Consider the following 24717-nt stretch of genomic DNA (forward strand, 5'->3'; position numbering starts at 1 on the left):
TTTTTGATGGAACGACCTGTATCGTTTTCGTAAGCTAAGGTTAAGGTTTATTAATTTGCTAAGAATACCACCCCACTAGAGGAGTTTCGCTTAGCCCCTGTAACAGAGCTCAAACAGTTGATTTTCTGTTCTAACCGCAGTACCCCCATAAACGCAAAAACTAGTGCCTCCTTATATTCGATAAGGGTTTTGGACGGGGTTTCCACCTTGATGGTGGATCCTAATTTTTCTTGTAGGGTTTCAATAAGGAAGCTGTTTAGTGCGCCACCTCCGGTAACCAATAATGTATTTTCTGTTTTTAAGACTTGTTGTTTTACCTGTATGGCCACCTGTTCGCAAATATGGTGTATGGCGGTATGTAATTGGTTTTCCATGCTGTCTTTTGTATCATCTACTATGGGAACCACTTTTTCCACAAACCATTCAAAACCTATGGATTTTGGAAAGGACAAGCTATAGAATTCCAAGGCGTTCAATTGTTGTAATAGTACCTTGTTCAAGGTGCCCTTTCTGGCTAATTGTCCGTCTTTATCATAAGCCAACCCAACCTTTTGGGTAATGTGGTTTAGGATCATATTGGCCAAGCCTATGTCATAGGCCAAGCGCTTTCCGTTCTGCTCGAAGGAGATGTTACTGATGCCTCCCAAGTTTAAACAGAAATCATATTCGCTAAATAACAAGCGGTCTCCAATGGGTACCAAGGGTGCTCCTTGTCCGCCAAGTGCCACATCATTGGTCCTAAAATCGCAGATCACCTTATGGCCACTGGCATTCGCCAAATGCTGCCCTGAGCCTATTTGAAAGGTGAGACCTTTTGCTGGTTGATGGTGGGTGGTATGCCCATGGCTGGATATAAAGTCGACCTCTAAATGATGTTCCTCTATAAATTTTTTGGCCTGTTCCCCCAGCCACGTGCCATAGGTGTTATGGAAAATAAGAAGCTCATCGGCAGGGAGGTAAATGGATTTTTTTAGTTTGTTAAATGTTTCTTTATCGTAAGAAATGCTTTTGGATTCCAAAATCTTAAACTCCCAACGGTCAAGCTTCTTCCAAATATGGCAATAGGCCAGATCCAAGCCGTCCAAAGAGGTGCCAGACATGAGTCCGATTACTTTGTAGATCTGCATACCTCAGAATTTAGGGTTATTGGGAGTTTTCCTTTTGCGTCTACCTTGCCCAGAAAATGGTTGGCGGCGTTTTGTTGGAACGTTTCAAATTCTTGATAGGCAACCACAACAGCCTTGGCTTTCTGAAAATTAAGTAGGCGTAAAAAGTAGGGGTTCCCAAAAAGGTAAAGGATCACATTTTGGTTGGCAAGTAACTCTGAAACAAGTTCGAAATCTTGTGGTGATACCCCAAATTTATCCTTGGGTTTCGCTTGGTTTGGAAATAGTGTCAAAAGGATATTTTTGCCTTCAGTTTTCTCCAAAAAAGCCTTCTTTGAGGAAGATTCTGTAGAAAAAGCAGTAAAAGGCACCGATTTTGAAATGGTGTTAAAGAACGGATTATGAGTTTTCTTTCCTATAGCCACGCCTACAAAACCTTCGTTTCTAAATGTTTTGATCTCCTTTTGTTCTCCATGGATAAGACTTAGGCTCTCATAAGCCAATTTATGGTTTAAGATATCTGGATTTCTTATTGCATCTGGAGCCTTTTCTAATTGCGAAAAAGCCTTTAACTTCAATTTCCAAAAACGTTCAAAGCTTTCCTCTATCTGTTGCGCAGAAGCATTTTTTAGGATGAGATCTATGCCCTCCTTTGTATTTTCGGCAAAGCAGAGTACATCGTTACCCGCATCAAAAGCGGTCCATTCTAATTCCCCTTTTATGGGATACATTTTAGAAACGCTATGCATATTAAGGGCATCGGAAATAACAACACCAGAAAACTGCATTTCTTGGCGTAACACTCCTTTGATGATCTCTTTTGAGAGGGTGGCGGGTGTATTTTCTCCGTTAGACAAACTAGGGACTGCCAAATGCCCTATCATTACGGATTCTACCCCATTTTCTATCAATTCCTGGAAAGGAAAAAGTTCATTTTCCAAAAGGGCCTCTTTTGACTTCTTTATTATGGGTAGCCCCAAATGGGAGTCGACTGCCGTATCCCCATGCCCAGGAAAATGTTTCGCGCACGCAAGTATGCCTTCGCTTTTAGTGCCGAGGGTATACGCAATGGCCTTTTCGGACACTACTTCTTTGTTCTCGCCATAAGATCTGTAGCCAATGACGGGATTATTAGGATTATTGTTGATATCCACCACTGGCGCCAAGTTCCAATGGATGCCACAGTATTTGCAATCATGGGCAATATTCTTTCCAATTTTAAACATTAGATCGGTGTGCCCAACTATGGCTCCTTGGGTGATGGCATACGGGTATTGAGGTGCATTTTCTACCCGCATTGCTAAACCCCATTCTGCATCTATACTGATGAGTAAAGGTAAATTGGCTCCTTTTTGGTATCGGGCAATCAAATTTTTTAGGGTGTTTAAGCTCTCCTCGTTGAACATCACCTCTTTTTTGCCCTCAAAATTGGTGGCGGCACTGGCCCTGCTGTGAAAAAAACAAAGGCTGCCAATATGATGTTCTTTGATCAATTTTTCCAAGGCCTGTATGTCTACTTCGCTATCATTAATAAAGGCGGCGGGCATAAACAGTTGTCCTACTTTCTCTTTAAGGGAAAGTGTGGCCGAAGCTTTTGGATGGGGAACTAGTTTATTCATTAGTTGGGGCTATTTTTTTACCGTAATCGGCAGGATATTTTATAAATTTCAATAGAAATAGGGCAGGGAGAGCAGCAATGACCACCCAGATAAAGAATCCACCGTACCCTAGCCATTCCTGAATATAACCACTGATCATTCCCGGGATCATCATGCCTAGGGCCATAAACCCCGTGGCAATAGCATAATGTGAGGTTTTGGATGTCCCTTCGGCTGTGTAGATTAGGAATATCAGAAAGGCTGCAAAACCAAAGCCGTAGCCAAACTGTTCCAATACCACTGTACCTACTACAGCGACAATATTAGTGGTTTTGGTAAGGGCCAAAACGGCATAAAGGGCGTTAGGTATATTCAATGAAAGAACCATGGGTAGCATCCATTTTTTTAAACCATCTCGAGAAATCAATATTCCACCCAATATCCCTCCAAAAGAAAGCATGATCACACCTACCGTTCCATAGATGGTTCCCACGGCTTCTGTGGAATAACCCAATCCACCTTCGGCTACATCATCCAACAAGAAGGGAGAAGCCATTTTTACCAATTGAGATTCTCCCAAGCGGTAACATAATATAAAAGCAAGGGCAATGCCCAAATGTGGCTTTTTGAAAAATGAGGAAAAGACCTCAAAAAAACCTGCAGGTTTGTCCTGTTGTATAGCCGAAGATGTTTCGAACTTTGGGGTGACAAAAAAGTTAGAAAGGGTAAGCAATAGCATCAGAAAAGCGGTACAGGTCATGGTAATGGACCATGCCTTGGTATTATCTCCATAATAGTTTTCGAGAAATCCTGCGAGTATTACGATTAGGCCCTGACCGGTAACCATGGCCAATCGATAAAAGGTGCTTCTCATACCTACAAAAAAAGACTGTTTCTTTTCCGTAAGTCCTATCATATAATACCCATCGGAAGCAATATCATTGGTAGCAGATGCAAAAGCTGCCATCCAAAAACAGGCAAGGGAAGTCATAAAGAAAATACTGGTGGGCAGGGTGAGGGCAACGCCCAATAAGGCAACTGAAATGAGCAGTTGCATACTGAGGAACCATTTGCGTTTGGTGCTCTTTAGATCTACAAAAGGGCTCCATAATGGTTTTAGCACCCAAGGTAGATACAACCAACTGGTGTAAAATCCGATATCTGCATTGCTGATACCCAGTTTTTTGTACATGATTACTGATACGCTGACAACTAAAATATAAGGAAGTCCTTGGGTAAAATAAAGTACGGGGACCCATGCCCATGCCCATTTGTCTTTTTGAACCATAAAATGCTAATTGCCCTAAAAATAGTATAAATGAGGAACTTTTGGATATATATTCTTATTTAAAAGCTCCAAAATAAAATACCTTGTTACATATTAACGCGGTATGTGTAACAAGTATCTCTTCCTGCAATTGTGACGCTTTCATAACTAAGAAAGCCCACCTCAAGGGCGGGCTTTCTTGAAATAAATTAAGTTTCTTAGAAGTGATATCTTACAAAGCCTTCCATGGCTTCATACTCTGCCATTCCCAAGGCATCATATTTTTTGGCGGTTTCTTTGTTGCGCTGTTCCGCACGTTGCCAAAATTCCCTTTCATCGCTTCCCGGGAACATTGCACTATCTTTTTGGGATTGGTGTTTAAATATGGCATTCTTTTTTCTTCGCATGTCTTTTGGTCCAATAGGAACCGTCATTTCCATATCCGCAATATCCCATTCCTGCCAAGCTCCCCTGTATAGCCATACATAGCAATCTTTTAGCCAGGCAGCACCCTCATTTTTTAGTCGCTCTAAGGCTTTAAAGATAATTTGCAAGCATACCCTATGCGTTCCATGGGGATCAGAAAGATCTCCTGCGGCAAAGATCTGATGAGGCTTTACCTTATTCAAGAGTTCTTTTGTTAGTCGGATATCAACCTCCGAATAGGGTTTTTTCTTTACCGTGCCTGTTTCATAAAAAGGAAGGTTTTGAAAATGGGCATTTTCTTCTTTTACCCCGCAATAGCGGCAGGCAGACAGGGCTTCCCCTTTTCTGATAAGCCCTTTAAAATGTTGAACTTCCAAGCTGTCTGCTTCTCCAACTCTTTTATTGTTCAAAAAGGCCTTTACTTCCTTGTATTTTTGTTGTAGGGCTTCATTTTTATTTTGCATATCGCTGGCAAAATCCATGAAACGGATCACTTCATCATCAAAAACGGCAATGCTTCCAGAAGTCTGGTAAGCCACATGTACCTCATGGCCCTGGTCTACCAAGCGCAATAATGTACCGCCCATGGAGATTACATCGTCATCTGGGTGGGGACTAAAGATTAATGATGTTTTTGGAAATGGCGTATTTCTTTCAGGTCTATTGTGGTCATCGGCGTTAGGTTTGCCTCCTGGCCAACCTGTAATGGTGTGTTGCAATTGATTAAAGACCTTAAGATTGATGTCTTCGGCAGAACCTTTTTCTGCCACCATACTACCCATGCCATGTTCGTTATAGTCTTCATTGGTTAATTTTAAAATGGCCTTCTCTAAAGTATGCGAAAGCCAAATAGTGGCCTTTTTAATTCTTACTTCATCCCATTCACATTCGCCTACTAACCAAGGGGTGTTAGATCTTGTTAATAAGGAGGCAGAAGCTTCATCCAAGATAAAATCACAATTATTATGATGCTGTAAAAAAGTGGCGGGAACTGATTCTTTGATTTTACCTTCTACTGCTTGCCTAATTATGTCTGACTTACCTTCGCCCCAAGCCATGAGGATGATGCGTTTTGCATCCATAATACTGCCTACCCCCATGGTAATAGCTTTGGTTGGTACATTTTCATGTCCAAAGAAATCACTAGCTGCATCTAATCTAGTTACTTGGTCCAAACGCACCATCCTCGTTTTGCTGGAGAGGGTAGACCCTGGCTCGTTAAAACCAATATGCCCTGTTCTCCCTATGCCCAGTATTTGAACGTCTAGCCCTCCTAAATCTTTTATCTTTTGTTCATATTGCTCGCAAAATGATCTGACTTCTTCCTTAGACAGTGAGCCATCGGGAATATGGATGTTTTCTTTTTTGATATCCAGATGATTGAATAGATGTTCGTTCATAAAACGTACATAGCTGTGCATACTGTCTGGTTGCATAGGATAGTATTCATCTAGGTTGAAGGTGACCACGTTGTTAAAACTCAAACCTTCTTCTTTGTGAAACTTTACCAAATACTCATACATTTTTGTAGGGGAAGATCCAGTGGCCAGGCCTAAAATTAACTTTTTGCCAACTTTTTGTCGCTGTTTAATAAGTTGTGCAATTTCCTTCGCTACGAAGAACGAAGCCTCATCTGAGTTTTGATGGATGATGGTGTTTATTTTTTCGAATTTTTTGGCTTCTATATCTTCTTGTCTACTGGTCATGGAATATGTTTTTATGATGAACGCGATTACAGCAAATATATGCAAATAATTCAATTAATGCTTTTTTATGCTGTAAATTATGCTTTATATTGCTGTTATTGATAATTTTTTAGAATTTAAAGGAATTAAAACAGCATAAATTATAATTCTTTATCTTTGCCTAAATTAGATAACACAAGGAAGCTTTGTTAAAGGAAGAACGCCAAAGAAACATATTGAATGAAGTGGTACTGCACAATAGGGTGCTACTGACTGATATTGCTGAAAATCTCAATGTATCCATTGATACGGTTCGCCGAGACGTGAAGGAATTAGATGCTGAAGGAAAGCTTAAAAAGGTACACGGTGGTGCCATTGCTTTGGGCTTTACTAATTATACTCCAAAAAACGTGAATACCTACGCTTTGGAAGAAAAGTCCGCGATTGCAGAAAAGGCGGTCCGATTTATAAAAGAGGGAAGCGTGATATTTATAGATGGCGGTACTACGTGTTTGGAATTGGCAAGAGCCATTCCTTCAAAAATGCAGCTTACTTGTTTTACCCATAGCTTACCTGTTGCTTTAGAATTATTGAACAAAGCCAATATAGAAGTGATTTTTGTGGGAGGGCAACTTTCTAAAGATGCCCAAATGGCCATTGGCGCTAGTACAGTTTATAATCTTTCTCAAATTAAGGTGGATTATGGGTTTATAGGGACAGGTTATGTAGATTCTGCTTTTGGTCTTACCGAATTTGATTGGGATATTGTCCAGGTAAAAAAGGCAGTCATGGACGCTTCTAAAAAAACGGTACTTTTGTGCATCTCGGAGAAATTAAACTCCCAGCATCGTTACAAAACCTGCGATATAAATGCGGTAAACATTATGATTACCGAGTTAAATCCGGAGAACAAACAATTAGATTCTTTTAGAAACCACGATATTCATTTGCTATAGCTATGTCCAGTTACCATAAAATTACAGAAGAACCTTCGCTTTACGATAATCTAGAAAAGATGGAGACTAAGTCTCTTTTAGAAAATATGAATGCGGAGGATAAGAAGGTAGCAGCGGCGGTTGAGATGACCATTCCCCAGATTACTAAACTTGTAGATGCCTTGGCCCTTCGCTTTGAAAAAGGAGGAAGATTGTTCTATATAGGTGCAGGTACCAGTGGTAGGTTTGGAATTTTAGACGCCTCTGAAATTCCACCAACATTTGGGATGCCCCATGATAGAGTTATTGGAATTATTGCAGGGGGCGATAATGCTATTAGGAAGGCTGTGGAAGGGGCTGAAGATGATACCCAGCAGGCTTGGAAAGACTTGGAGGCTTATAAACCAACTAAAAATGATACTGTTATTGGCATAGCCGCTTCGGGTACCACCCCTTATGTATTAGGGGGAGTATCAGCCGCAATGAAAAATAGCCTGCTTACAGGTTGTATCACTAATAATCCCGGATCTCCATTGACCGCTGCCGTGGAAATACCTATAGCCGTTAATGTAGGACCCGAATTTGTTACAGGTAGTACTAGAATGAAAAGTGGCACGTCACAGAAATTGGTGCTCAACATGATTTCCACAGCCCTGATGATTAAGATAGGGAGGGTGAAGGGTAACAAAATGGTGAACATGCAACTCAGCAATAAAAAACTGGTAGATCGCGGTACTCGCTATCTCGTGGAAGCTTTAGATATACCTTACCACGATGCCGAACGGTTATTGCAATTGCACGGATCCGTTAAAAAGGCAATCGATACTTATCAAAGATAGGACTACCTTTTTCCAATGGTAGCAACCTCATCTTCGGTAACCATTTTATCATTTTTATTTCCCCAGGAATTCGTGATATAATTCATCACATCAGCCACCTCATCATCAGTAAGTCCCATGGGCATCATGGTATTGTTATACGTTTTTCCATTGACCACAATTTCGCCCCTTTGTCCGTATTTGATTCCTCTAATACTTTCCTTTCTGTTGTTCATTAAATAATCGGATTTGGCCAAGGGAGGGAATGTATAAGGTACTCCTTCTCCCTTTGTCAAATGACAAGTAACACAAAAGTCGGCATAGATCTCGCTTCCACGTTTCATACTTTCTTTAAGCTCATTGTCTTGAAATAATGTATTGGCCAATAAAAATACTATGGTTATATAAAGAATTAGAAGAACTTTCATTTTTAACAGATTTTAATTAATGTAAAGACAGCATACTACTTGAACACCTTTTCTAAGATGGGTTTTGGATTCAATGTAATGTTGAAACTATTCAGTAGGAACCAGTTTCAAAATTCCCTTGCCTTCAACGCCTATGTATATGAATCCGTCTGGGGCTTGGTACACGCTTCTAACCCTACCTATATCTTCCAAAAGCTTTTCACGATAAACTACTTTTTCACCATCCATAGCCAATCTTTCTAAATATTGAAATACTAAGGATCCCACCAATAAATTGCCTTTCCAATTAGGGTATTTATCTGAGGTGACCATCACCATTCCACTTGGTGCTATGGAAGGCACCCAATAATGAATAGGTTGCTCCATACCTTCCATTTCGGTTTTATCGGTAATTGGGGTTCCGCTATAATTGATGCCATACGTAATGACTGGCCATCCGTAGTTTTTACCTTTTTGAATAATATTGATTTCATCTCCACCTCTTGGCCCGTGTTCATGATCCCAAATGGCACCTGTTTCAGGATGTTTTATCAATCCTTGCGGATTTCTATGTCCATAACTATATATGGCTTTTTTTGCACCTTCCTCATTCACAAAAGGATTGTCGGCCGGAATGCTGCCATCATCATTTATCCTGTATATTTTTCCTCCATCACGTTTGATGTCTTGAGGGTTAACATCCCTATCTCCTCGTTCTCCAATGGAAAAGAATAAGTAACCCTCATTATCAAACTCTAATCGAGAACCAAAATGCTGTCCAGCAGTGGTATTAGGCGTGGCCTTGTACAATAGCTCATTGTCCACTAATTTAAAGTCTTTTAATCGGGCTCTCATAACGGCAGTATGTCCACCTTTTTCTTCTCCTTCAGAGGAAGCATAAGAGATATAGATCCATCCATTTTCTTCGTAATTAGGGTGTAATTCTATGTCTAAAAGGCCACCTTGTCCTCTTATATAAACCTCAGGAACATTTTCTATACTCGTTTTTTTTCCATCCTTAAAATAAATCAGTTCACCGGGTTTATCGGTGATCAAAAAAGCACCATCGGGGAGCATAACCATGCCCCAAGGGATAGAAATTCCGTCTACTACCGTTTCAACGGTAAAGGCTACATTTTCAGCGGTTTTAGCCTTGTTTTCTGGCTCTTGTCCGCAAGAAAAGGTTGTCATTACAACGAATAAATAGAGAAATACAATACTAATTTTCATATCTTAACGTTAAGATTATTATTAAAGGAAAAGAATTAATGTTTAAATATAATTAGATTTTATAAGTAAAAATAATTACACCAAAGAATATTCAAGATCCCAAATCGAATATATTCTTAAAAAGACTTAACCTATGCTACCAAGAACTTCAAGGCATCTTATGTATGCCATACTGCTGATTGCATTATCGGTTGTGTGTACCTCAGCATTGGCAAATTCAAAAGTCCATTATCTATTTACCGATATTCTCCCAATCTATAATTTAGATCATGACGATTCAGCTTGTTTTGAAAATGAAATAATTGCCAATAGCGATATAATAGCACCTCTTACAAATCTATCGGCTGGGTATAGCTCAGCAGAAGAGACATTCTCAAGTACTGCCATGTTTTCTACAATCATTACCAATGGTGATGAAACGGTTACCTGTAGCAATGACGGTAGCACCTTGGTTCGTTACAACCTTTGTGGTGATTTTGATAATAGGATTGTTGCTTTGCAGGGAGCCTATAGCAGTTACCAATGGGAACGATTTAACCCTAGTGGTAGTTGTGTCTTTGATGTGAACAGTGAATGTGCCAATACTACGGCCAGTTGTTGGAGTGTGGTAAATAATAGTTCCAATTTTTCTATTAATGCCAGTACCATTAATTCATCTACTGGTGCCGGCTTTAGAGTACGAGTAAACGGGTCTGGACCGTTTTATTATTTTAAGGTTAAAAAGAGTACGATTACCCAAACCTACGTAAAACGTAATTTCATATGCGGTGCCCCAGGAAGAATCCAAATCACCAATTTATCAAGTGCTTATGAATACAGCATAAACAGTGGTAGTGGTTTTGGACCTTATCAAGGCCCTATATTTGATAATTTATTGCCAGGAACCTATGTTGTTAAGGCTAGACTTCAAAATACTTCCAATACCTGCGAATATCCTTATGAGCCTATTGTAATTGAGCAAAGGGATATGGATATTGATGTTACTTTTGTTGATGCCCAATGTAGTGGAGATACCGGAAGCATATCTGTTGTTACCAATAATGTCCCTGGACCATTTAAATATACCTTATTGGATTCTAATGGTATACCACAAGAATTTACTTCTTTTATTGCGGCAAACAATTATGTATTTAGTGCCGTTGGTTTTGGCACATATAGTGTTAGGGTAGAGACCCAACAATGTAAAGGGGATCCAGCAAATGGCATTCCACCACCAACAGAGAGTTTTGACATCAATGGTAATCCTATAGTTATAGGTAGTGGTATTGTAGCATTGAGCGCCTCCACAGAGGTAAATAATAGTTTTGGCTGTAGCGTAGCCAGCGTAGATATTATAGTAAGAACCTCTGGAGGAACTGCTCCGTATACCTTTACAGTTAACGGAGGGTCTACTGTTAGTCCTTCTTATACGGGTTCCACAACATATACGGTAACAACTCCAGGATCCTATGATTTTTATATCACAGATAGTAATGGGTGTACGATTACCGCATCTGCCGTTGTTGAGGTGCTTACTCCACCTGATATTACAGCAAGTGGAGTAAATGGTACCTGTGGTAATGGTGGGGCCAAGATAAATTTTAACGTCATTGATGGCAAGGGGTATAACCTTTCTTTTAGGGCTAGTCCAGCCGATCCATGGAGTACCAATACCCAATTATCGGTACCCGCGGGAAACTACAGCAATTTACAAGTACGCTACCAACAAGGTGGCTTTGACTGTATTCTTACTTTGCCCAATACAGTAACGCTTACCACTACTGGTACTATCAATGGTGCAGCAGTGAAATTGGCAGACAGGACCTGTGATGGCTCAGGAGGTACTATTGGGGGATCTATTGAATTCCAAGGGCCGTTTTCTGGAGGATCTGGAGGTGGCTATGTTTTTAGTATTTCAGGGGACGCACCTATCAACTTTACCACCCAAACCACTTATAACAATCTTGCTCCAGGTACTTATGTTCCTATTATTAGGGATTCGGGAGGTTGTCGTGTTCAGTTACCATCGATAACCATTACAGACGCAGCACCCCCAACAGGGATAGCTTTTGCCCAGAGCAATGTAAATTGTGGTGCTGGAACGGCCGATGTACAATTAACGGTAACCAGTAGTTTTGCAATTGCTAAGTATGAAATAATAAGTCCGACACCGTTTGTGGATAATGGTGGCAGTAATACGTTTATAGGCTTAAATACTTCTACTGCTTATCAATTTAGGGTTACCGATACAAATGGATGTACCTACAACAGTAGTTATACTCCAGCTAATATTAGTTCCATTAGGGCTAGGGTTAAGGCAGGCGGAGATACTAGAGTTTGTTCAGGAGGATCAGACGGAACAGGAACTTTTCTTATAGATGGGTTTGCCAATAACTATACATATAATATTAATAGAGGGGCAGAAAGTGCTCCCCAAAATGCTGGGGAGGTAATATTACCTCCTTCAGGTGCAGGTGTATATGTCATCAATGTGACAGATGTAAACACAGGTTGTACAGATTCTACATCATTTACTATTACAGAGCCTGCAACACCTACCGCTTTGAGTGGAACCGTAACTGCCATGAACTGTCAGAACAGCAATATTGGTAGGGTAGTAGCAAATGCCACTGGAGGTTGGGGCAATTACAGGTACACCCTAGTTTATCCTGGAGGGGCACCCATAGTGAGTCCAAGGACCAATAGGACATTTGGGAATCTATCTACGCCCGGAACCTATAATTTAAGTGTTACAGATGCAGAAGGTTGTACCGAAACTTTTAGTTTTACCTTGGCACCACTATCATCCCCTACGATTACTTTAGATGCGTCAACAGATTACTGTTATGTGCCCAGTACGGGAGCAACCGTAGTTGTAAATGCCGCGGGAGGAACTCCGGGTTATCAATATAGAATTAATGGGGGAGCATTGCAGGCAGGAACTACTTTTGCTGGACTAACTCCTGGTAACTATACGGTTGAAGTGGTAGATACCAATAACTGTTCTAACCAGTTAAGTGTAACCATTAATCCACAATTAAGGGTAGCAACTACTATTGCATCCGATATTCCTTGTGGTGGAGCCGATGGAAGCATACGTGTGGAGGCTACCAATGGATATAGTATTGGTGCAGGACCAAAATCATACGAAGTAATTTATGATGATGGAGTTGTTGTAACTACAAGTCCACCGTCTCCTTTAGCTTCCAATGTATTCTTTTACAATACCAACGCGAGTGGAACCTATGTATTTAGGATCACGGACAATCAGGGTTGTACAGAGGAGTCCAACCCCTTGGTTTTAGAGCCACCGTTAGCCATTGAGTCTACGGCAACGACTACCCCTGCAAGCTGTGGACAGCCAAATAATGGTAGCGCTACCATAATACCAGATGCTACCATTGGTGTGCCGCCCTATGTGGTAAGTTTTGGTGGAGGTTCTTTTACTTCCCAAACAACCTATTCTAATTTAACAGCTGGAGCAACCTATAATTATATTGTAAGAGATTCAAGGGGATGTGAGACCATAGGAAAAACCGTTACCATTCCAACGGATGGAACTCCTCCACCTGATGCAACCGTAGTGCCAGTTGATGCCATCTGCAATGCAGGAGCCGTTGAGGGTAGTATCCAAATAACAGGTGTGGCGAATGGAGTAGCCGATTTCACATATATCCTTCAAGATCAATTTGGACTTGAATTGGATAGAATAGGGCCTACAGCAAGTACGTTAGAGACTTTTACCAATGTGATCCCAGGAAATTACACTGTTATTACGGTTGATAGCTATGGTTGTAATGATATTGATATTTTAACTGTTATCCAGTCTACAGTGGATGTGGTTCCGGAGCCCGTTGGTCCATTGGTGTGTAGTGCTACTGGTTTTTCTGAAACAGTAAACATAGTTGGCGGTACAGGCCCATTCGAAATTCGTTTGTTAGAAGTGCCCGCCAATCCTTTTGTAAGTCCAAGTTCACCTCCAAGAAGACATACCTTTAACGGATTGCAATATGGAGTTTCCTATACGGTTGAAGTATCGGATTTAGGAACAGGTTGTACCTATTTGGATATTATAGACCCTATAGAAGGACCGACTCTGCTTGATGTAACGGCAACCTCGACCGCTGGTTTTTGTGATGCCAGCAGAAACGGACAGATTTCCTATACCGTTAGCGAATTTTTAGGAACTTCTTTGATTATTGAATTGATCAATTCAGATACGGGCGCAAGAATGGTGATAAATTCACCCACGGGTATCTCATCACCTTATTCCAATACCTATGAAACGTTGCCAGGTAACTATCAAATAGTAGCCACAGATCCAAACGATGATTGTACGGATGCCGCCCCAATAACTATTAACCAAAACCTGCCATCTATATTTATATTACAAGAAGATCCGGCCAATTGTAATGCGGACGGGCAATTTACTGTTAGAGGATACGGAGGTGCTGGAGGACCTTATGAATTTGCCTATGTGCCACAAGGAGACACGCCAGATTATACTGGTCTTGCGACTCCTACTCTTTTGGACGATTTTACGACCAATACCACAGCCTCTAGACCTAATGGGAATTATGATATTTATGTAATTGACATTAGCGGCTGTATTTCTTTTGGAATTGGGCAGATCGTACAATTAGAACCACCATTACCTGCGCCAGCCATTACGGTGATCAACCAATGTGATAATACGACAACGTCTTTCCAGATAGATATTACTATGCCAATGACTGTAGATACCCCCAGATTTACCCTTGGTGGCGTCACTCAATTTGGAAGTCCTAATACTGCAACCTTTTATGTGAATTCTCCAGGATTTTACACTATAGATGTAATAGATGCCAATGGTTGTACCAGTAACATTATTGCTGAGGTTTATGAATTTATTTCCGCTAGTGGTGGATTTACAGTAATGCCAACTTGTGAAGTTGCAGATGGCACCATTGGCGTGTTCACCAGTGGGGGTAGTGATTATTTTACCTATCAATTACAGGATGGCACCGGAGCGAATATTGGAGCCCCAATTGTTGGGGATAGAAATGCAGGAATTTTTCCAGGAGTAGGACCAGGGAGTTATAAGATTCTGGTAACAGATAATATCGTAAGTGATGGAACAGGAAATTGTTTCTTCTTGGTGGACAATATTTTTCTGGCCGATCCCACATTACCGGTAATCAGTGCTGTCTTGGAATTGGATGTCAGCTGTGCGGGTGACAACAATGGAAGTATAGATGTGATCCTTACCAGTGGTTCGGACGTGGATACGCCAATCACTTATACCTTGGTCGATTTTGATACCAGGGTATTATTGGCTTCCAATAATTCTGGATCGTTCCCAAATCTTCCGCCAAGACATTACGAAGTTGAGGTGGTTACAGATAGAAATTGTGCCACACAAACAGGCTTAGTGGAAATAACAGAACCCTTGCCATTCACAATTTCAGCATCGGTACCCGATTTTTCTTGTGAGGTAGGCGCTAATAGATTCAGTTCTACCATTATCACTGTAAATATTGTAGATCTAGGAACGGTTTCTGGAGGGTATCAATATAGTTTAACAGGGTTCGGAAATTACCAAAGCAGCAATCAATTTGAAATTATTGATACCGGAGCTCCACAAAATTTTACTATTTATGCCATTGACGGTAATGGTTGTGAGACCACCTTTGTATTGCCAACTATTAATCCACCAACGGATGTAGTACCTACATTTAGCGTTATACGGGATTTGGATTGTAGAGATCCGGAACAAGTACGTATTGATATTTTGGGAACCACAAGCTTTACAGTGACTACTAATTCGCTTGTTCTTGTGGCACCTGTAGTTGTGGTTGGTAATAGTTTTGCACTGATAGATTTACCAGTTGCCGGAGATTATCTGTTTGAAATTAGAGACAATATTGGGGGTTGTACGTACCCCTTACCAACACACACGGTTCAGGAACCTATAGCACCCACTATAGTTATTAGTGAGGCAAAACCTATCCAATGTTTTGGAGTGGATGATGGAGAAATGGCGATCTCAGTAACTGATTATGTTGGGAATTATACATACAATGTATATAGAAGTGATGATCTAACGGCCTCTTTTTCTTTGGCAACTAGTAGCTTTCACACAACCAACAATCCGGAAACCATTACGGGACTCCCAGGGGGTAATTTCTATGTGATCGTTACTTCCGATGGTTTGCCGTATTGTTCAGGAAACAGTAATGTGGCAACCATAAGAAGCCCTAATGGTCCACTTGCATTAACCGCCATAGAATTGGGTAATGTAAGTTGTGATAATAACCTAGGTAAAATTCAAGTCACAGCACAGGGAGGTTGGGATACGGCTGCATATGACTATAGTCTGGCAATTGAAAGTCCGTCAGGTAGCGGAACTTTTGTTGGTGTTGTAGTATTTGGACCAAGTAATGAATTTGAAAATTTATCTAATGGAAATTACAGGATAACAGTAAGGGATATAGAAGGATGTGAGTCGAGCATAGATATACAACTGGCTCCCATTGCTCCAATTATAGCCGGTATAAGAGAGCCACAGGCATTGATATGTCCTGGGGGAAATAATGCTGTGTTAGAGGCTTATGACACTACTACAGGTACTATCATCACAGCTTTAGCAGGCGCCTCTGGAGGTGTTCCAGGAGCAGGATACAAATACAGATTATTGTATTTGGGAAGCAATGACAATACGAATATTATATCTACGAGTGGGCTGCAAGATTTGCCAACCTTCGTGGGGATAACAGGTGGGTATATTAGCGCAGGATGGTACGCTATAGAGATATCTTCAGGCTTTGCCTGTGAAGGAGTAACAGTTCCCTATTTTGTAAACCCACCACCACAGATTGATCCTAAGTTGGTACAGGTACAAGCTCCTGGTTGCGGGGGACAAGGTCAAATACGATTAAGTGTCGAAAACCCTGAAGTTGGTTTTGTGTATGAGTATAGGGCTTATAATGCCCTACCAACAGATCCTTATATTGATATGGCAGGTACTTCGGTATTGATAACCGTAGGTCCTGGGTTTTATCAATATGACATCCGTAAAAAAGATGTTTTGGGATTGAATGTTTGTAATAGTGTGCGTTCCCAGGGGATCACCTTGGTAAATGCTGAGAATGTAGATCTTGTCTTAAACCTACCAGATGATATTTCATGTGCCTCGGAGTTGGATGGAAGGATTGAATCCTTTGCTGCTGGTGGAGTAGGAAATTATCAATTCCAATTATGGGTTGGTGACCCCGGAGATCCTTTTGCACCAAACGCATCTGCAACACTATTTCGACCTACCCAAAATGATGGTACTTTTGAGGCCTTGCCTGAAGGGAACGATTATTATGTAAGCGTTATTAGTGGGGTGACCTGTGGTGATGTGCAAGGACCTTTGGTGATATTAAGACCTGAACCTATTCAGTTTACGGCTGTTCCCATTGCAGTATCTTGTAACGGGTTATCCGATGGTTCTATTGAGATAGAAGTGCAGTCAGGGGGGGTAGGACTTTTGCAGTTCGCCATTTCTCCGAACTTCAACGAATTCTTTAGTGAGCCAACAACACCTGGTCAGTTTGTATTTGACGATTTAGACGCGGGTACCTATGAAATTTTGATATTGGATGAAAAAGGATGTTCTGAGAAACAAACTTTGACTATTCTGGAACCAGATGTGCTGACGGTTTCTTCCATTGAGACTCCCGAAACATGTATCAATGCGATGGATGGCTCGGCCCAATTGACCATAACAGGGGGAACTCCATTTGTGGACCCTATAACGTTGCAGACATATTATGAGACCAGCCTAAATTCTTCCGATCCAGCAGATTTTGTGAGGAATGATGCCTTGTTCTTTGATAATTTAGTGGGAGGTGATACTTATGTAGCTTTTGTTAGGGATGCCAGAGGTTGTGAAACAAATGTGGTAATGCCAATTATCATAGGAGTGGATCTTACGGCGACAGCTATACCTGAATATGGTTGTGAAGGGATATTCCCTAATAGCACGGTTACCGTGGAGATGCAAGATCCCACTGTACTTCCAAGATTGTTATTTTCTTTGGATGTGGATGATATTACCATGGCCAACACCAATTATACATTTGGAGATTTGGCTCCTGGTGACCATATTGTGTATTTGTACCATGAGAATGGTTGTTCTACCTCGGTAGCATTCACAATAGATCCTTATGATCCTTTAATTCTTGAAGCTATCAAAACTGGGCCAAATGAAATTACAGCTGCGGCTACTGGTGGTTTCGGTGACTACGAATATTTCTTTCAAGGGCAATCAACCGGTGAAAACAATGTTTTTACGCTGAATATGGATGCAACGGTAACCATTAGAGTGGTAGATGCCAATGGTTGTAATGTTACTATAACTATCCCGTTCGATTTTACAGGGGTACTAGAAATGCCTAATTTCTTTACTCCAGACGGAAATAATATGAACGAGGTATGGGCTCCTGGAAATAGGGAACTTTTCCCTAATCTGGAGGTTAAGATTTACGATAGATATGGTAGAGTTGTAGCAATTTTAGATAATGTGATCGGTTGGGATGGTAAATATGAGGGCAATGAGGTGCCTACAGGGGATTATTGGTATGTAGTAAATGCCAATGATACTGATAAACAACAATATGTAGGGCACTTTACACTCTATCGATAAATAAAATATTTAAGTTAAAAGCTTGATAAAATAGGTGTTAAAAATATTTAGCACCTATTTTGTTTTTATAAGACTTTTTTTGACTTGTTTTTCTAATGATTATTCTATATTTGCAGTCCGAAAATATACGGGTTCTTTATCAGTATATATCGTATATTTTTCGGGGTGTAGCGTAGCCCGGTTATCGCGCCTGCTTTGGGAGCAGGAGGCCGCAGGTTCGAATCCTGCCACCCCGACGAACCTAGAAATAGGTTGCACTAAAACACTGTTAATCGTATGATTATCAGTGTTTTTTGTTTTTAGGGGTATCAAATGATACCAAACAATAACATATAAAAGGTGTGCAATTAGGTGTGCATGCTTCTAGCATAATTGTCGTAAATTTAAAGAGCATTTAAAAGCAATTTGACTTTCGTTTTAAAAAAAATGTCAAACTTAAGCTCTAAACAATGCAGACAAACAGCACCTTTTCCGTTATTTTCTTCACAAGAAAATCAAGAAGTACATCTAACAAGTTATCCATCTATGTTCGTATTACCGTTACTGGACAACGTTCAGAGATTAGTCTAAAGAGAACTATTTTATTTAAAGACTGGGATAGTTCTAAGAATCGAGGTCGAGGAAGCTCTTATAAAATAAGAGTATTAAACACCTATTTAGATCAAGTATATAGTAGATTATTGGATTGTCATAATCAGCTCTTAGAAGAATCTAAAATCATCACTGCTACTGCTATTAAGGTTCGTTACCTAGGAGAAGATGATACTAATAAAACTTTGAATGACCTTACTACTTATCATAATGACCATATGCTTACCGTATTGAAGTATGGTACTATGAAAAACTATTATACTACAGAAAAGTATTTGCAAAAATTCTTAAGCCTAGAACTAAAATCAAGTGATATTTATTTAAAACAATTGAATTATCGCTTTATCTGCGACTTTGAGCATTACCTGAGAAATTTTAAGAATACGAAAAAACAATTGATGATGACTAATAATGGCGTGATGAAACATTTGGAACGCTTCAAGAAAATCATCAACCTCGCCATAAAACTAGAATGGATGAATAAGAATCCATTTCAACAGTTTCAATTAAAGTTTGATAAATATGATAGAGAGTATCTTACAGAGAGAGAATTGCATGTGCTCGAAAATATACACTATGCCAATGAGCGATTGGAAAAAGTAAAGGATTGTTTTATATTTTCCTGTTATACGGGATTATCGTTTATAGATGTCAAAGGACTTACAAAAAAGCAGATTACACTAGGCATCGACAATAGCTATTGGATATTTACGAAACGGGAAAAAACAGATGAAACGGTAAAAGTTCCAATTTTACCTAAGGCTATGGAAATACTCGAAAAGTATAAAACTAATGTTGAAACGGATTTTAATGAAGCGTTACTTCCTTTAAGTTCAAATCAAAAGACGAATAGCTATTTAAAGGAAATAGCCAAAGATTGTGGTATAGAAAAGAACCTAACTTTTCATGTGGCGAGGCACACTTTTGCAACATCAGTGATGCTATCCAATGGAGTGCCCATTGAAACAGTATCTAAGCTTTTAGGACATACCAAACTATCGACAACACAAATCTATGCTAGGGTAGTGGAGACCAAAATTAGTGAGGATATTAGCAACCTGTTGTTACGCTTTAAACAGAAAGAAGCGATTCATACGATGACAAAACTTGTGGTCGAATGATATGATGTGATCTAAGATAGGGCAACTATACTATGTGTGAAAGAGCTAATGAAGAAAAAAGAGAAATAAGACTATCGTTATCAGAATAACAGAAAACTAAAAAAACTAGTACTAGTAATAAATGGATGAAATAGAGCAGTATTTCAGTCATCAAAAAGAATCTTATTGCAGTGGTAAAAAAATGACTTTGGTCAGCAAACGCAAGATGTGTTTTTGTTGCCACAAAAACAAACTTGCTTTACGCCCGATGGTTGCAAAGAAGGTTAAAAAAATAGAAAAGCGATGAAACTGAAATGGACAGTCTACTTAATTTCGTAAATTGCATATAAGCTATTCACAAAAAAACAATGATATACAAACTATATCCTTTACTACTACAATTGCCTATAGGCACACGAAACCCAGATGACAATAGTCCTATCGATCTTACAAACGCATTTGATGTCATTGTATATATTATTCTGCCTGTACTAATGATTATCTTTTATATCCTTTGGAGGAAGAAGAAAAAGAAGGACAAGAATTAAAATGTCCTGTAGATAACTTATTTATATGTTTCTTATATAAAATTAAAGTTCATCGCATAAAGCGCCCTGATTCGATTTTAATGAACGCTTATCTACCTGAACACTATAAAATCGAAACAGGATCCGGCGCAAGGTTAGTTATGGTAAGATTTGGGGTTTTACTTTTTTTAACCAAGAGCATTTTCCTTTTTTTAAAGCTCCATTAAACCACGATAAAAGATCAAATGAAATAGGATTTGTGCTGTATTTTATTTACTTCTTTCAGAGCCAATCGCATTCCCTTTTTGATATGATTTTCTTTCAGGATTTGAAATTGGGAAAGGGCTATAAATAGGAGGGGAGCACCCTCCGTTTTATGCGCCCGCTAATTTCAAATGCTGTTCTTTTACTATCAAAAAGGTAATCAGGCTAAAGAAGCTCTTCAAACAAAGTATTGAAATGTAGATGGATAAGGTTCACTAAAAAGTTGACCAAGCGAACGTAAGTCAAAAAGGAATTTTTCCAAAAAAACACCATCAAATCAAATTACTTTTTGGCTTGTGTTCAAGATATGGGGACCAATCTTTTTTCCTGAAAAGCAGTGCAAGGAAATAGGGTGGGGATAGAATGAACAACTCTATTTCAAAAGGCGAATCAATTTTATAATTCTCACTAAATTGGGTTTAGTGAGAATGAATTTGTCGCAAAAAAGTATCATTTTACTGGGGCTCCGAGAGCATTTGTCGCAAATTTATAAAAACCACATATATTAAAAATACGTAACATACTGATTGTAAGGTAATTGTGATTATGTAACATCGCGTAGCGTGTTACCCTCTTGCTATTCCCCTCAGTTTACGAAAACACTTTATTTAGAAATTTTTATATGTTAGTGAGTTTCTATATTTGGTAATTTCAATCGGGAATACTCTTCTTTTTTTCTAACTATTATTAAAAGGATAACAATTACATTTATTACGTTTATCCGGAGTAATAAACCGATAAATAGTATATTTAGTTCTGATATAACAAGTTAGCCTTCATTAAAAAAACAGAATATGAAACAAATAATTTTATTGATTTTGACATTAGCTCTAGTAGCAACAGGTTGTCATAATGAGAAGCAAGATTCTAATGTAACATCTTTAGAAGTCTATGCCGATTCACTATTTCAAGCAAGCATCGATAGTTCACAGATTGCTGGTGCAGCAATTTTAGTGTTTCAAAAAGATACGATGCTGTTAAACAAATCTTATGGCTATGCCAGTTTGGAACTATCAACGCCAATGCCAAGCGATGGAATTTTTGATATTGGCTCTGTAACCAAACAATTTACAGCAGCCGCCATCTTAAAATTAGTAGAAGCCAACAAGCTTTCATTGGATGATGATTTTACAGAGTATCTTCCCTTTGATACTAAAGGAAGAAAAGTTACAATTGCCCAATTACTTGACCATACCTCTGGGATGGAAGCTGATATGGGCGAAGAGGTAGAATTCTTCGATATGTTAACTAACCAAGGCCTTCCCCACAATGCAATTGTAAAAATGTTTAAACCAAAAGACTTTATGTTTGAACCTGGCGAAGCTTTAATTTATAACAATAATGCTTATTCTTATCTTGGATTAATAATTGAAAAAGTAACTGGACAATCCTACGAAGACTATTTAAAAGAGATATTTTTTAAGCCTTTGGGTATGAACAGCACCTCTTTTGGTTCTAATATCGAAGTGACTAAAAATAAAGTAAATGGGTATCGCTATGATTCACTTGGCATTCAGCAAAAACCTTATTTAAATTATAATTTGCCTTATTCAGCGGGTTCACTATCAAGTAATACACAAGATTTACTTATCTGGATGAAGGCTTTGCACCAAGGGAAAATACTATCAGCAGCCTCTTACCAATCGATGATTACACCAAGGCAATTAAATGATGGTTCTAAACTTCAATACGCTAAAGCGTTGGTTAATTATTCAGATTTTGGAAACGATAAAATTGGACATACAGGAGGATTCAGTGGTTTTATGACAGACACCAGATATTATCCAGAAGAAGATTTATATATTATTTGCCTAGTAAATACATCAGGTGGCCCTAAAAATGCAACCTTTTTCGCAGACCCAATTACCTGGCAGCTGCTCGATAAAAAAATGCCGGAAAACGTGGATTTAGATATTGAAACTGCACTTTTAGAAGGTCTTTACACAGGTCCAACAAGAGGTAATTATACAGATTCCATACAAGTTAAATCTATTGTGGGCGGTATGATTGTTCAAAAATTAAAAAGCGATAAAATAGATACGTTAAAAACATACATTGGCAACAATACATGGGCTGATAGTAATAATAGAATAGTGATTAAAAATAATGAGTATCGCGACATACAACCTTATGCTTATTACATCCTTAAAAAGGAAAAATAAATAACGAAAGGCTAACAAGACCTATAGCAAATAGGGCATAAAGAGTTTAATTTAAAGGCTTGGGCTTATTAACTAAGTTCGCCAAATCTTTTGGATTTGGCTTTTAAAATGAAAAAGATAAAAACAAAACAAAAGCTTTGGCTACCAGCGCAGACGGAAACGAAAGGTTTCCTTGCCTACCATACTTGCCATAGCTGAAACGTTATACTCAATTAAAAAATATGAAAATGAAAATATTCTTCTCTACCGTAATTGGGTTAATTCTATTCTCCAATTCATTCGCCCAACAAATACAATTAGATTCACTTGATTCACAAGTTCACCAACTTATAAAGGATTTTGACATACCAGGTCTTTCTATCGCTGTTGTTCGGAATGATTCTGTAATATTTTCCAAAGGTTATGGAAACTTGGAAATTCATAAAGAAAGAAAAGTTGATGAAAATACAATTTTTGGAATAGGTTCAATCTCTAAATCATTTACAGCTTTAACATTGGGAATATTAGTTGATGAAGGGAAAATTAATTGGGATGATAAAGTTAAATCATATCTACCTTATTTTGAATTGTACGCTCCTTATGTAACCAATAATTTTACAATTAGAGATTTACTAACCCATAGAAGTGGTCTTAAAGATGTTAGCGGAGGAACGCTTTGGTACCATTCCGACTATTCAAGAGAAGACATAATAAAGCGTCTAAAATATTTGGAACCAGTATCCAGCTTTCGAGAAAAGCCAGCATATCAGAATGTGATGTATGTAGTTGCTTCGGAAATCGTGAAAACAGTTGCTGGAATATCGTGGGATGATTTCCTTAAAACCAGAGTGTTTGATAAACTGAAAATGAATAACACCACATCACTATCAACTAAAAGAGAATCTAGCAATAATCTAGCTCAACCACATATTTGGAATGAGGATTTTGAAAAAGTCGCCATAAAACAAGAAAAAGGAGATAATCTTGCTCCTGGTGGCTTTATATATTCATCTTCAAGAGAAATGTCAAATTACATGAGGCTCTTACTAAATAATGGAGTTATTGAAAATGATACCATTGTGAGTCCAAAAATAATTAATGAAATCTTCAAACCACAAATTATATATCCTATTGGTGGTGCTCCGTTTTACAATGAATTCACATCTTATGGATTTGGTTGGTTTCTAACCCCAAAAAAAGGACATAAGATAATTGAACATAGTGGAGGAATTGATGGCATGTCTGCTAATCTAGTTATGATAAAAGATATGAATATTGGGTTTGTAATACTAACCAATGAAGCTGAAGAACCTGCAACTTTTTTATTGACAGCTAAAATATTAGAGAATCTTTTAGAAGACAATTCATATGATATATACTCTGAAGTAAAAGAATCGAGGGACAAGAATCTTAAACAATTGAAGACAGAAAAGAAAGAGATAGAAAAATTAAAAATTAAGGACGCAAAACCTTCATTGGAAATTAAAAAATACGCTGGAAAATACACAGACAAAATGTATGGAGACATTTTAATAAATTATACTACGAGCGGAGAGTTAGAAATTTCATTTTCCCATTCTACAGTATTCAAAGGAAAATTAGAACATTGGCATTTTGATACGTTTAAAATAAACTGGAATGACATTCGAGTTCCTGATGGATTTTTAACTTTCAACTTTAATTCAAAAAGAGAAATATTAGGATTCTCCATTGACCAAGCAAATTTACTTGACGTTGATTTCGGAGAACTGAATATTCTAAAAAATAAAAACTGAGTATAACAACGTATATAAAACATTGCTATTACATGGTTTCCGAGAGGTTTGTTTGTATTTGCGAAGACCACCAAATTTTTAAATTTGGCTTTTTGAGACAATGAGATAAAAAGAAAATTTAAAAATTCGGCTCGTGTATAATCCGAAAAACCAGTGTCTTTTTACACGCTACGTTTCATATACAAACCGTTGGCACCAAT

Annotated in this window: 13 protein-coding genes and 1 tRNA gene; 8 read left to right on the plus strand and 6 right to left on the minus strand. The window is 38.7% G+C overall.

The window, feature by feature from the left end:
• Positions 1-50: 50 nt before the first annotated feature.
• From ABXZ36_RS06335 to nagB, 4 genes are all read right to left on the minus strand, one after another.
• Positions 51-1127 carry an anhydro-N-acetylmuramic acid kinase gene (locus ABXZ36_RS06335; protein ID WP_354614652.1) on the minus strand — a complete coding sequence of 359 codons (1077 nt, stop codon included), beginning with the start codon at positions 1125-1127 and terminating at the stop codon, positions 51-53.
• Positions 1109-2725 carry a glycoside hydrolase family 3 protein gene (locus ABXZ36_RS06340; protein ID WP_354614653.1) on the minus strand — a complete coding sequence of 539 codons (1617 nt, stop codon included), beginning with the start codon at positions 2723-2725 and terminating at the stop codon, positions 1109-1111. The genes ABXZ36_RS06335 and ABXZ36_RS06340 overlap by 19 nt, the downstream gene beginning before the upstream one ends.
• Positions 2718-3992, minus strand: a complete 1275-nt coding sequence (locus ABXZ36_RS06345; protein WP_354614654.1) for an AmpG family muropeptide MFS transporter — start codon at positions 3990-3992, stop codon at positions 2718-2720. Before ABXZ36_RS06345 ends, ABXZ36_RS06340 begins: the two co-directional genes overlap by 8 nt.
• A 197-nt stretch (positions 3993-4189) precedes the next feature.
• Entirely contained in the window at positions 4190-6103 is a 1914-nt protein-coding gene (gene nagB, locus ABXZ36_RS06350) for a glucosamine-6-phosphate deaminase (protein ID WP_354614655.1), read from the minus strand.
• A gap of 185 nt (positions 6104-6288) precedes the next feature.
• On the opposite strand from nagB, the gene ABXZ36_RS06355 reads away from it, so the two are divergent.
• Positions 6289-7038 (plus strand): DeoR/GlpR family DNA-binding transcription regulator, encoded by a 750-nt coding sequence (locus tag ABXZ36_RS06355; protein ID WP_354614656.1) that lies wholly within the window; start codon positions 6289-6291, stop codon positions 7036-7038.
• Positions 7039-7040: 2 nt separating this feature from the next.
• Positions 7041-7856 (plus strand): N-acetylmuramic acid 6-phosphate etherase, encoded by an 816-nt coding sequence (locus ABXZ36_RS06360; protein WP_354614657.1) that lies wholly within the window; start codon positions 7041-7043, stop codon positions 7854-7856.
• Between the two features lie 2 nt (positions 7857-7858).
• On the opposite strand, the gene ABXZ36_RS06365 is transcribed toward ABXZ36_RS06360, so the two are convergent.
• The gene (locus ABXZ36_RS06365) at positions 7859-8263 is read right to left on the minus strand and encodes a c-type cytochrome (protein WP_354614658.1); all 405 of its coding nucleotides are present in this window, start codon (positions 8261-8263) and stop codon (positions 7859-7861) included.
• An 87-nt stretch (positions 8264-8350) separates the two neighbouring features.
• The gene (locus tag ABXZ36_RS06370) at positions 8351-9472 is read right to left on the minus strand and encodes a PQQ-dependent sugar dehydrogenase (protein WP_354614659.1); all 1122 of its coding nucleotides are present in this window, start codon (positions 9470-9472) and stop codon (positions 8351-8353) included.
• Positions 9473-9605: 133 nt separating this feature from the next.
• Between ABXZ36_RS06370 and ABXZ36_RS06375 the strand changes: the two genes are divergently transcribed.
• The 6 genes from ABXZ36_RS06375 to ABXZ36_RS06400 all read left to right on the plus strand — a co-directional run bounded on the left by ABXZ36_RS06375 (position 9606) and on the right by ABXZ36_RS06400 (position 24517).
• The gene (locus ABXZ36_RS06375; protein WP_354614660.1) at positions 9606-18119 is read left to right on the plus strand and encodes a T9SS type B sorting domain-containing protein; all 8514 of its coding nucleotides are present in this window, start codon (positions 9606-9608) and stop codon (positions 18117-18119) included.
• A gap of 161 nt (positions 18120-18280) precedes the next feature.
• Positions 18281-18355: transfer RNA gene (locus ABXZ36_RS06380), tRNA-Pro, on the plus strand.
• A 213-nt stretch (positions 18356-18568) separates the two neighbouring features.
• Positions 18569-19831: a site-specific integrase gene (locus ABXZ36_RS06385; RefSeq protein WP_354614661.1), complete on the plus strand. Its 1263-nt coding sequence runs from the start codon at positions 18569-18571 to the stop codon at positions 19829-19831.
• A 347-nt stretch (positions 19832-20178) separates the two neighbouring features.
• Positions 20179-20358: an adenylosuccinate synthetase gene (locus tag ABXZ36_RS06390; RefSeq protein WP_354614662.1), complete on the plus strand. Its 180-nt coding sequence runs from the start codon at positions 20179-20181 to the stop codon at positions 20356-20358.
• A 1037-nt stretch (positions 20359-21395) separates the two neighbouring features.
• The gene (locus ABXZ36_RS06395) at positions 21396-22763 is read left to right on the plus strand and encodes a serine hydrolase domain-containing protein (RefSeq protein ID WP_354614663.1); all 1368 of its coding nucleotides are present in this window, start codon (positions 21396-21398) and stop codon (positions 22761-22763) included.
• Positions 22764-22990: 227 nt separating this feature from the next.
• Positions 22991-24517: a serine hydrolase gene (locus ABXZ36_RS06400; RefSeq protein ID WP_354614664.1), complete on the plus strand. Its 1527-nt coding sequence runs from the start codon at positions 22991-22993 to the stop codon at positions 24515-24517.
• Positions 24518-24717 lie beyond the last annotated feature (200 nt).

It is taken from the genome of Sediminicola arcticus (assembly GCF_040566695.1).
Taxonomy (GTDB): Bacteria; Bacteroidota; Bacteroidia; order Flavobacteriales; family Flavobacteriaceae; genus Sediminicola; species Sediminicola arcticus.

Coding starts and splice junctions, on each gene's coding strand:
- ABXZ36_RS06360 (WP_354614657.1), top strand. CDS start 7,041: ATGTCCAGTTACCATAAAATTACAGAAGAACCTTCGCTTTACGATAAT.
- ABXZ36_RS06370 (WP_354614659.1), bottom strand. CDS start 9,472: ATGAAAATTAGTATTGTATTTCTCTATTTATTCGTTGTAATGACAACC.
- ABXZ36_RS06340 (WP_354614653.1), bottom strand. CDS start 2,725: ATGAATAAACTAGTTCCCCATCCAAAAGCTTCGGCCACACTTTCCCTT.
- ABXZ36_RS06400 (WP_354614664.1), top strand. CDS start 22,991: ATGAAAATATTCTTCTCTACCGTAATTGGGTTAATTCTATTCTCCAAT.
- ABXZ36_RS06395 (WP_354614663.1), top strand. CDS start 21,396: ATGAAACAAATAATTTTATTGATTTTGACATTAGCTCTAGTAGCAACA.
- ABXZ36_RS06335 (WP_354614652.1), bottom strand. CDS start 1,127: ATGCAGATCTACAAAGTAATCGGACTCATGTCTGGCACCTCTTTGGAC.
- ABXZ36_RS06385 (WP_354614661.1), top strand. CDS start 18,569: ATGCAGACAAACAGCACCTTTTCCGTTATTTTCTTCACAAGAAAATCA.
- nagB (WP_354614655.1), bottom strand. CDS start 6,103: ATGACCAGTAGACAAGAAGATATAGAAGCCAAAAAATTCGAAAAAATA.
- ABXZ36_RS06375 (WP_354614660.1), top strand. CDS start 9,606: ATGCTACCAAGAACTTCAAGGCATCTTATGTATGCCATACTGCTGATT.
- ABXZ36_RS06345 (WP_354614654.1), bottom strand. CDS start 3,992: ATGGTTCAAAAAGACAAATGGGCATGGGCATGGGTCCCCGTACTTTAT.
- ABXZ36_RS06365 (WP_354614658.1), bottom strand. CDS start 8,263: ATGAAAGTTCTTCTAATTCTTTATATAACCATAGTATTTTTATTGGCC.
- ABXZ36_RS06390 (WP_354614662.1), top strand. CDS start 20,179: ATGATATACAAACTATATCCTTTACTACTACAATTGCCTATAGGCACA.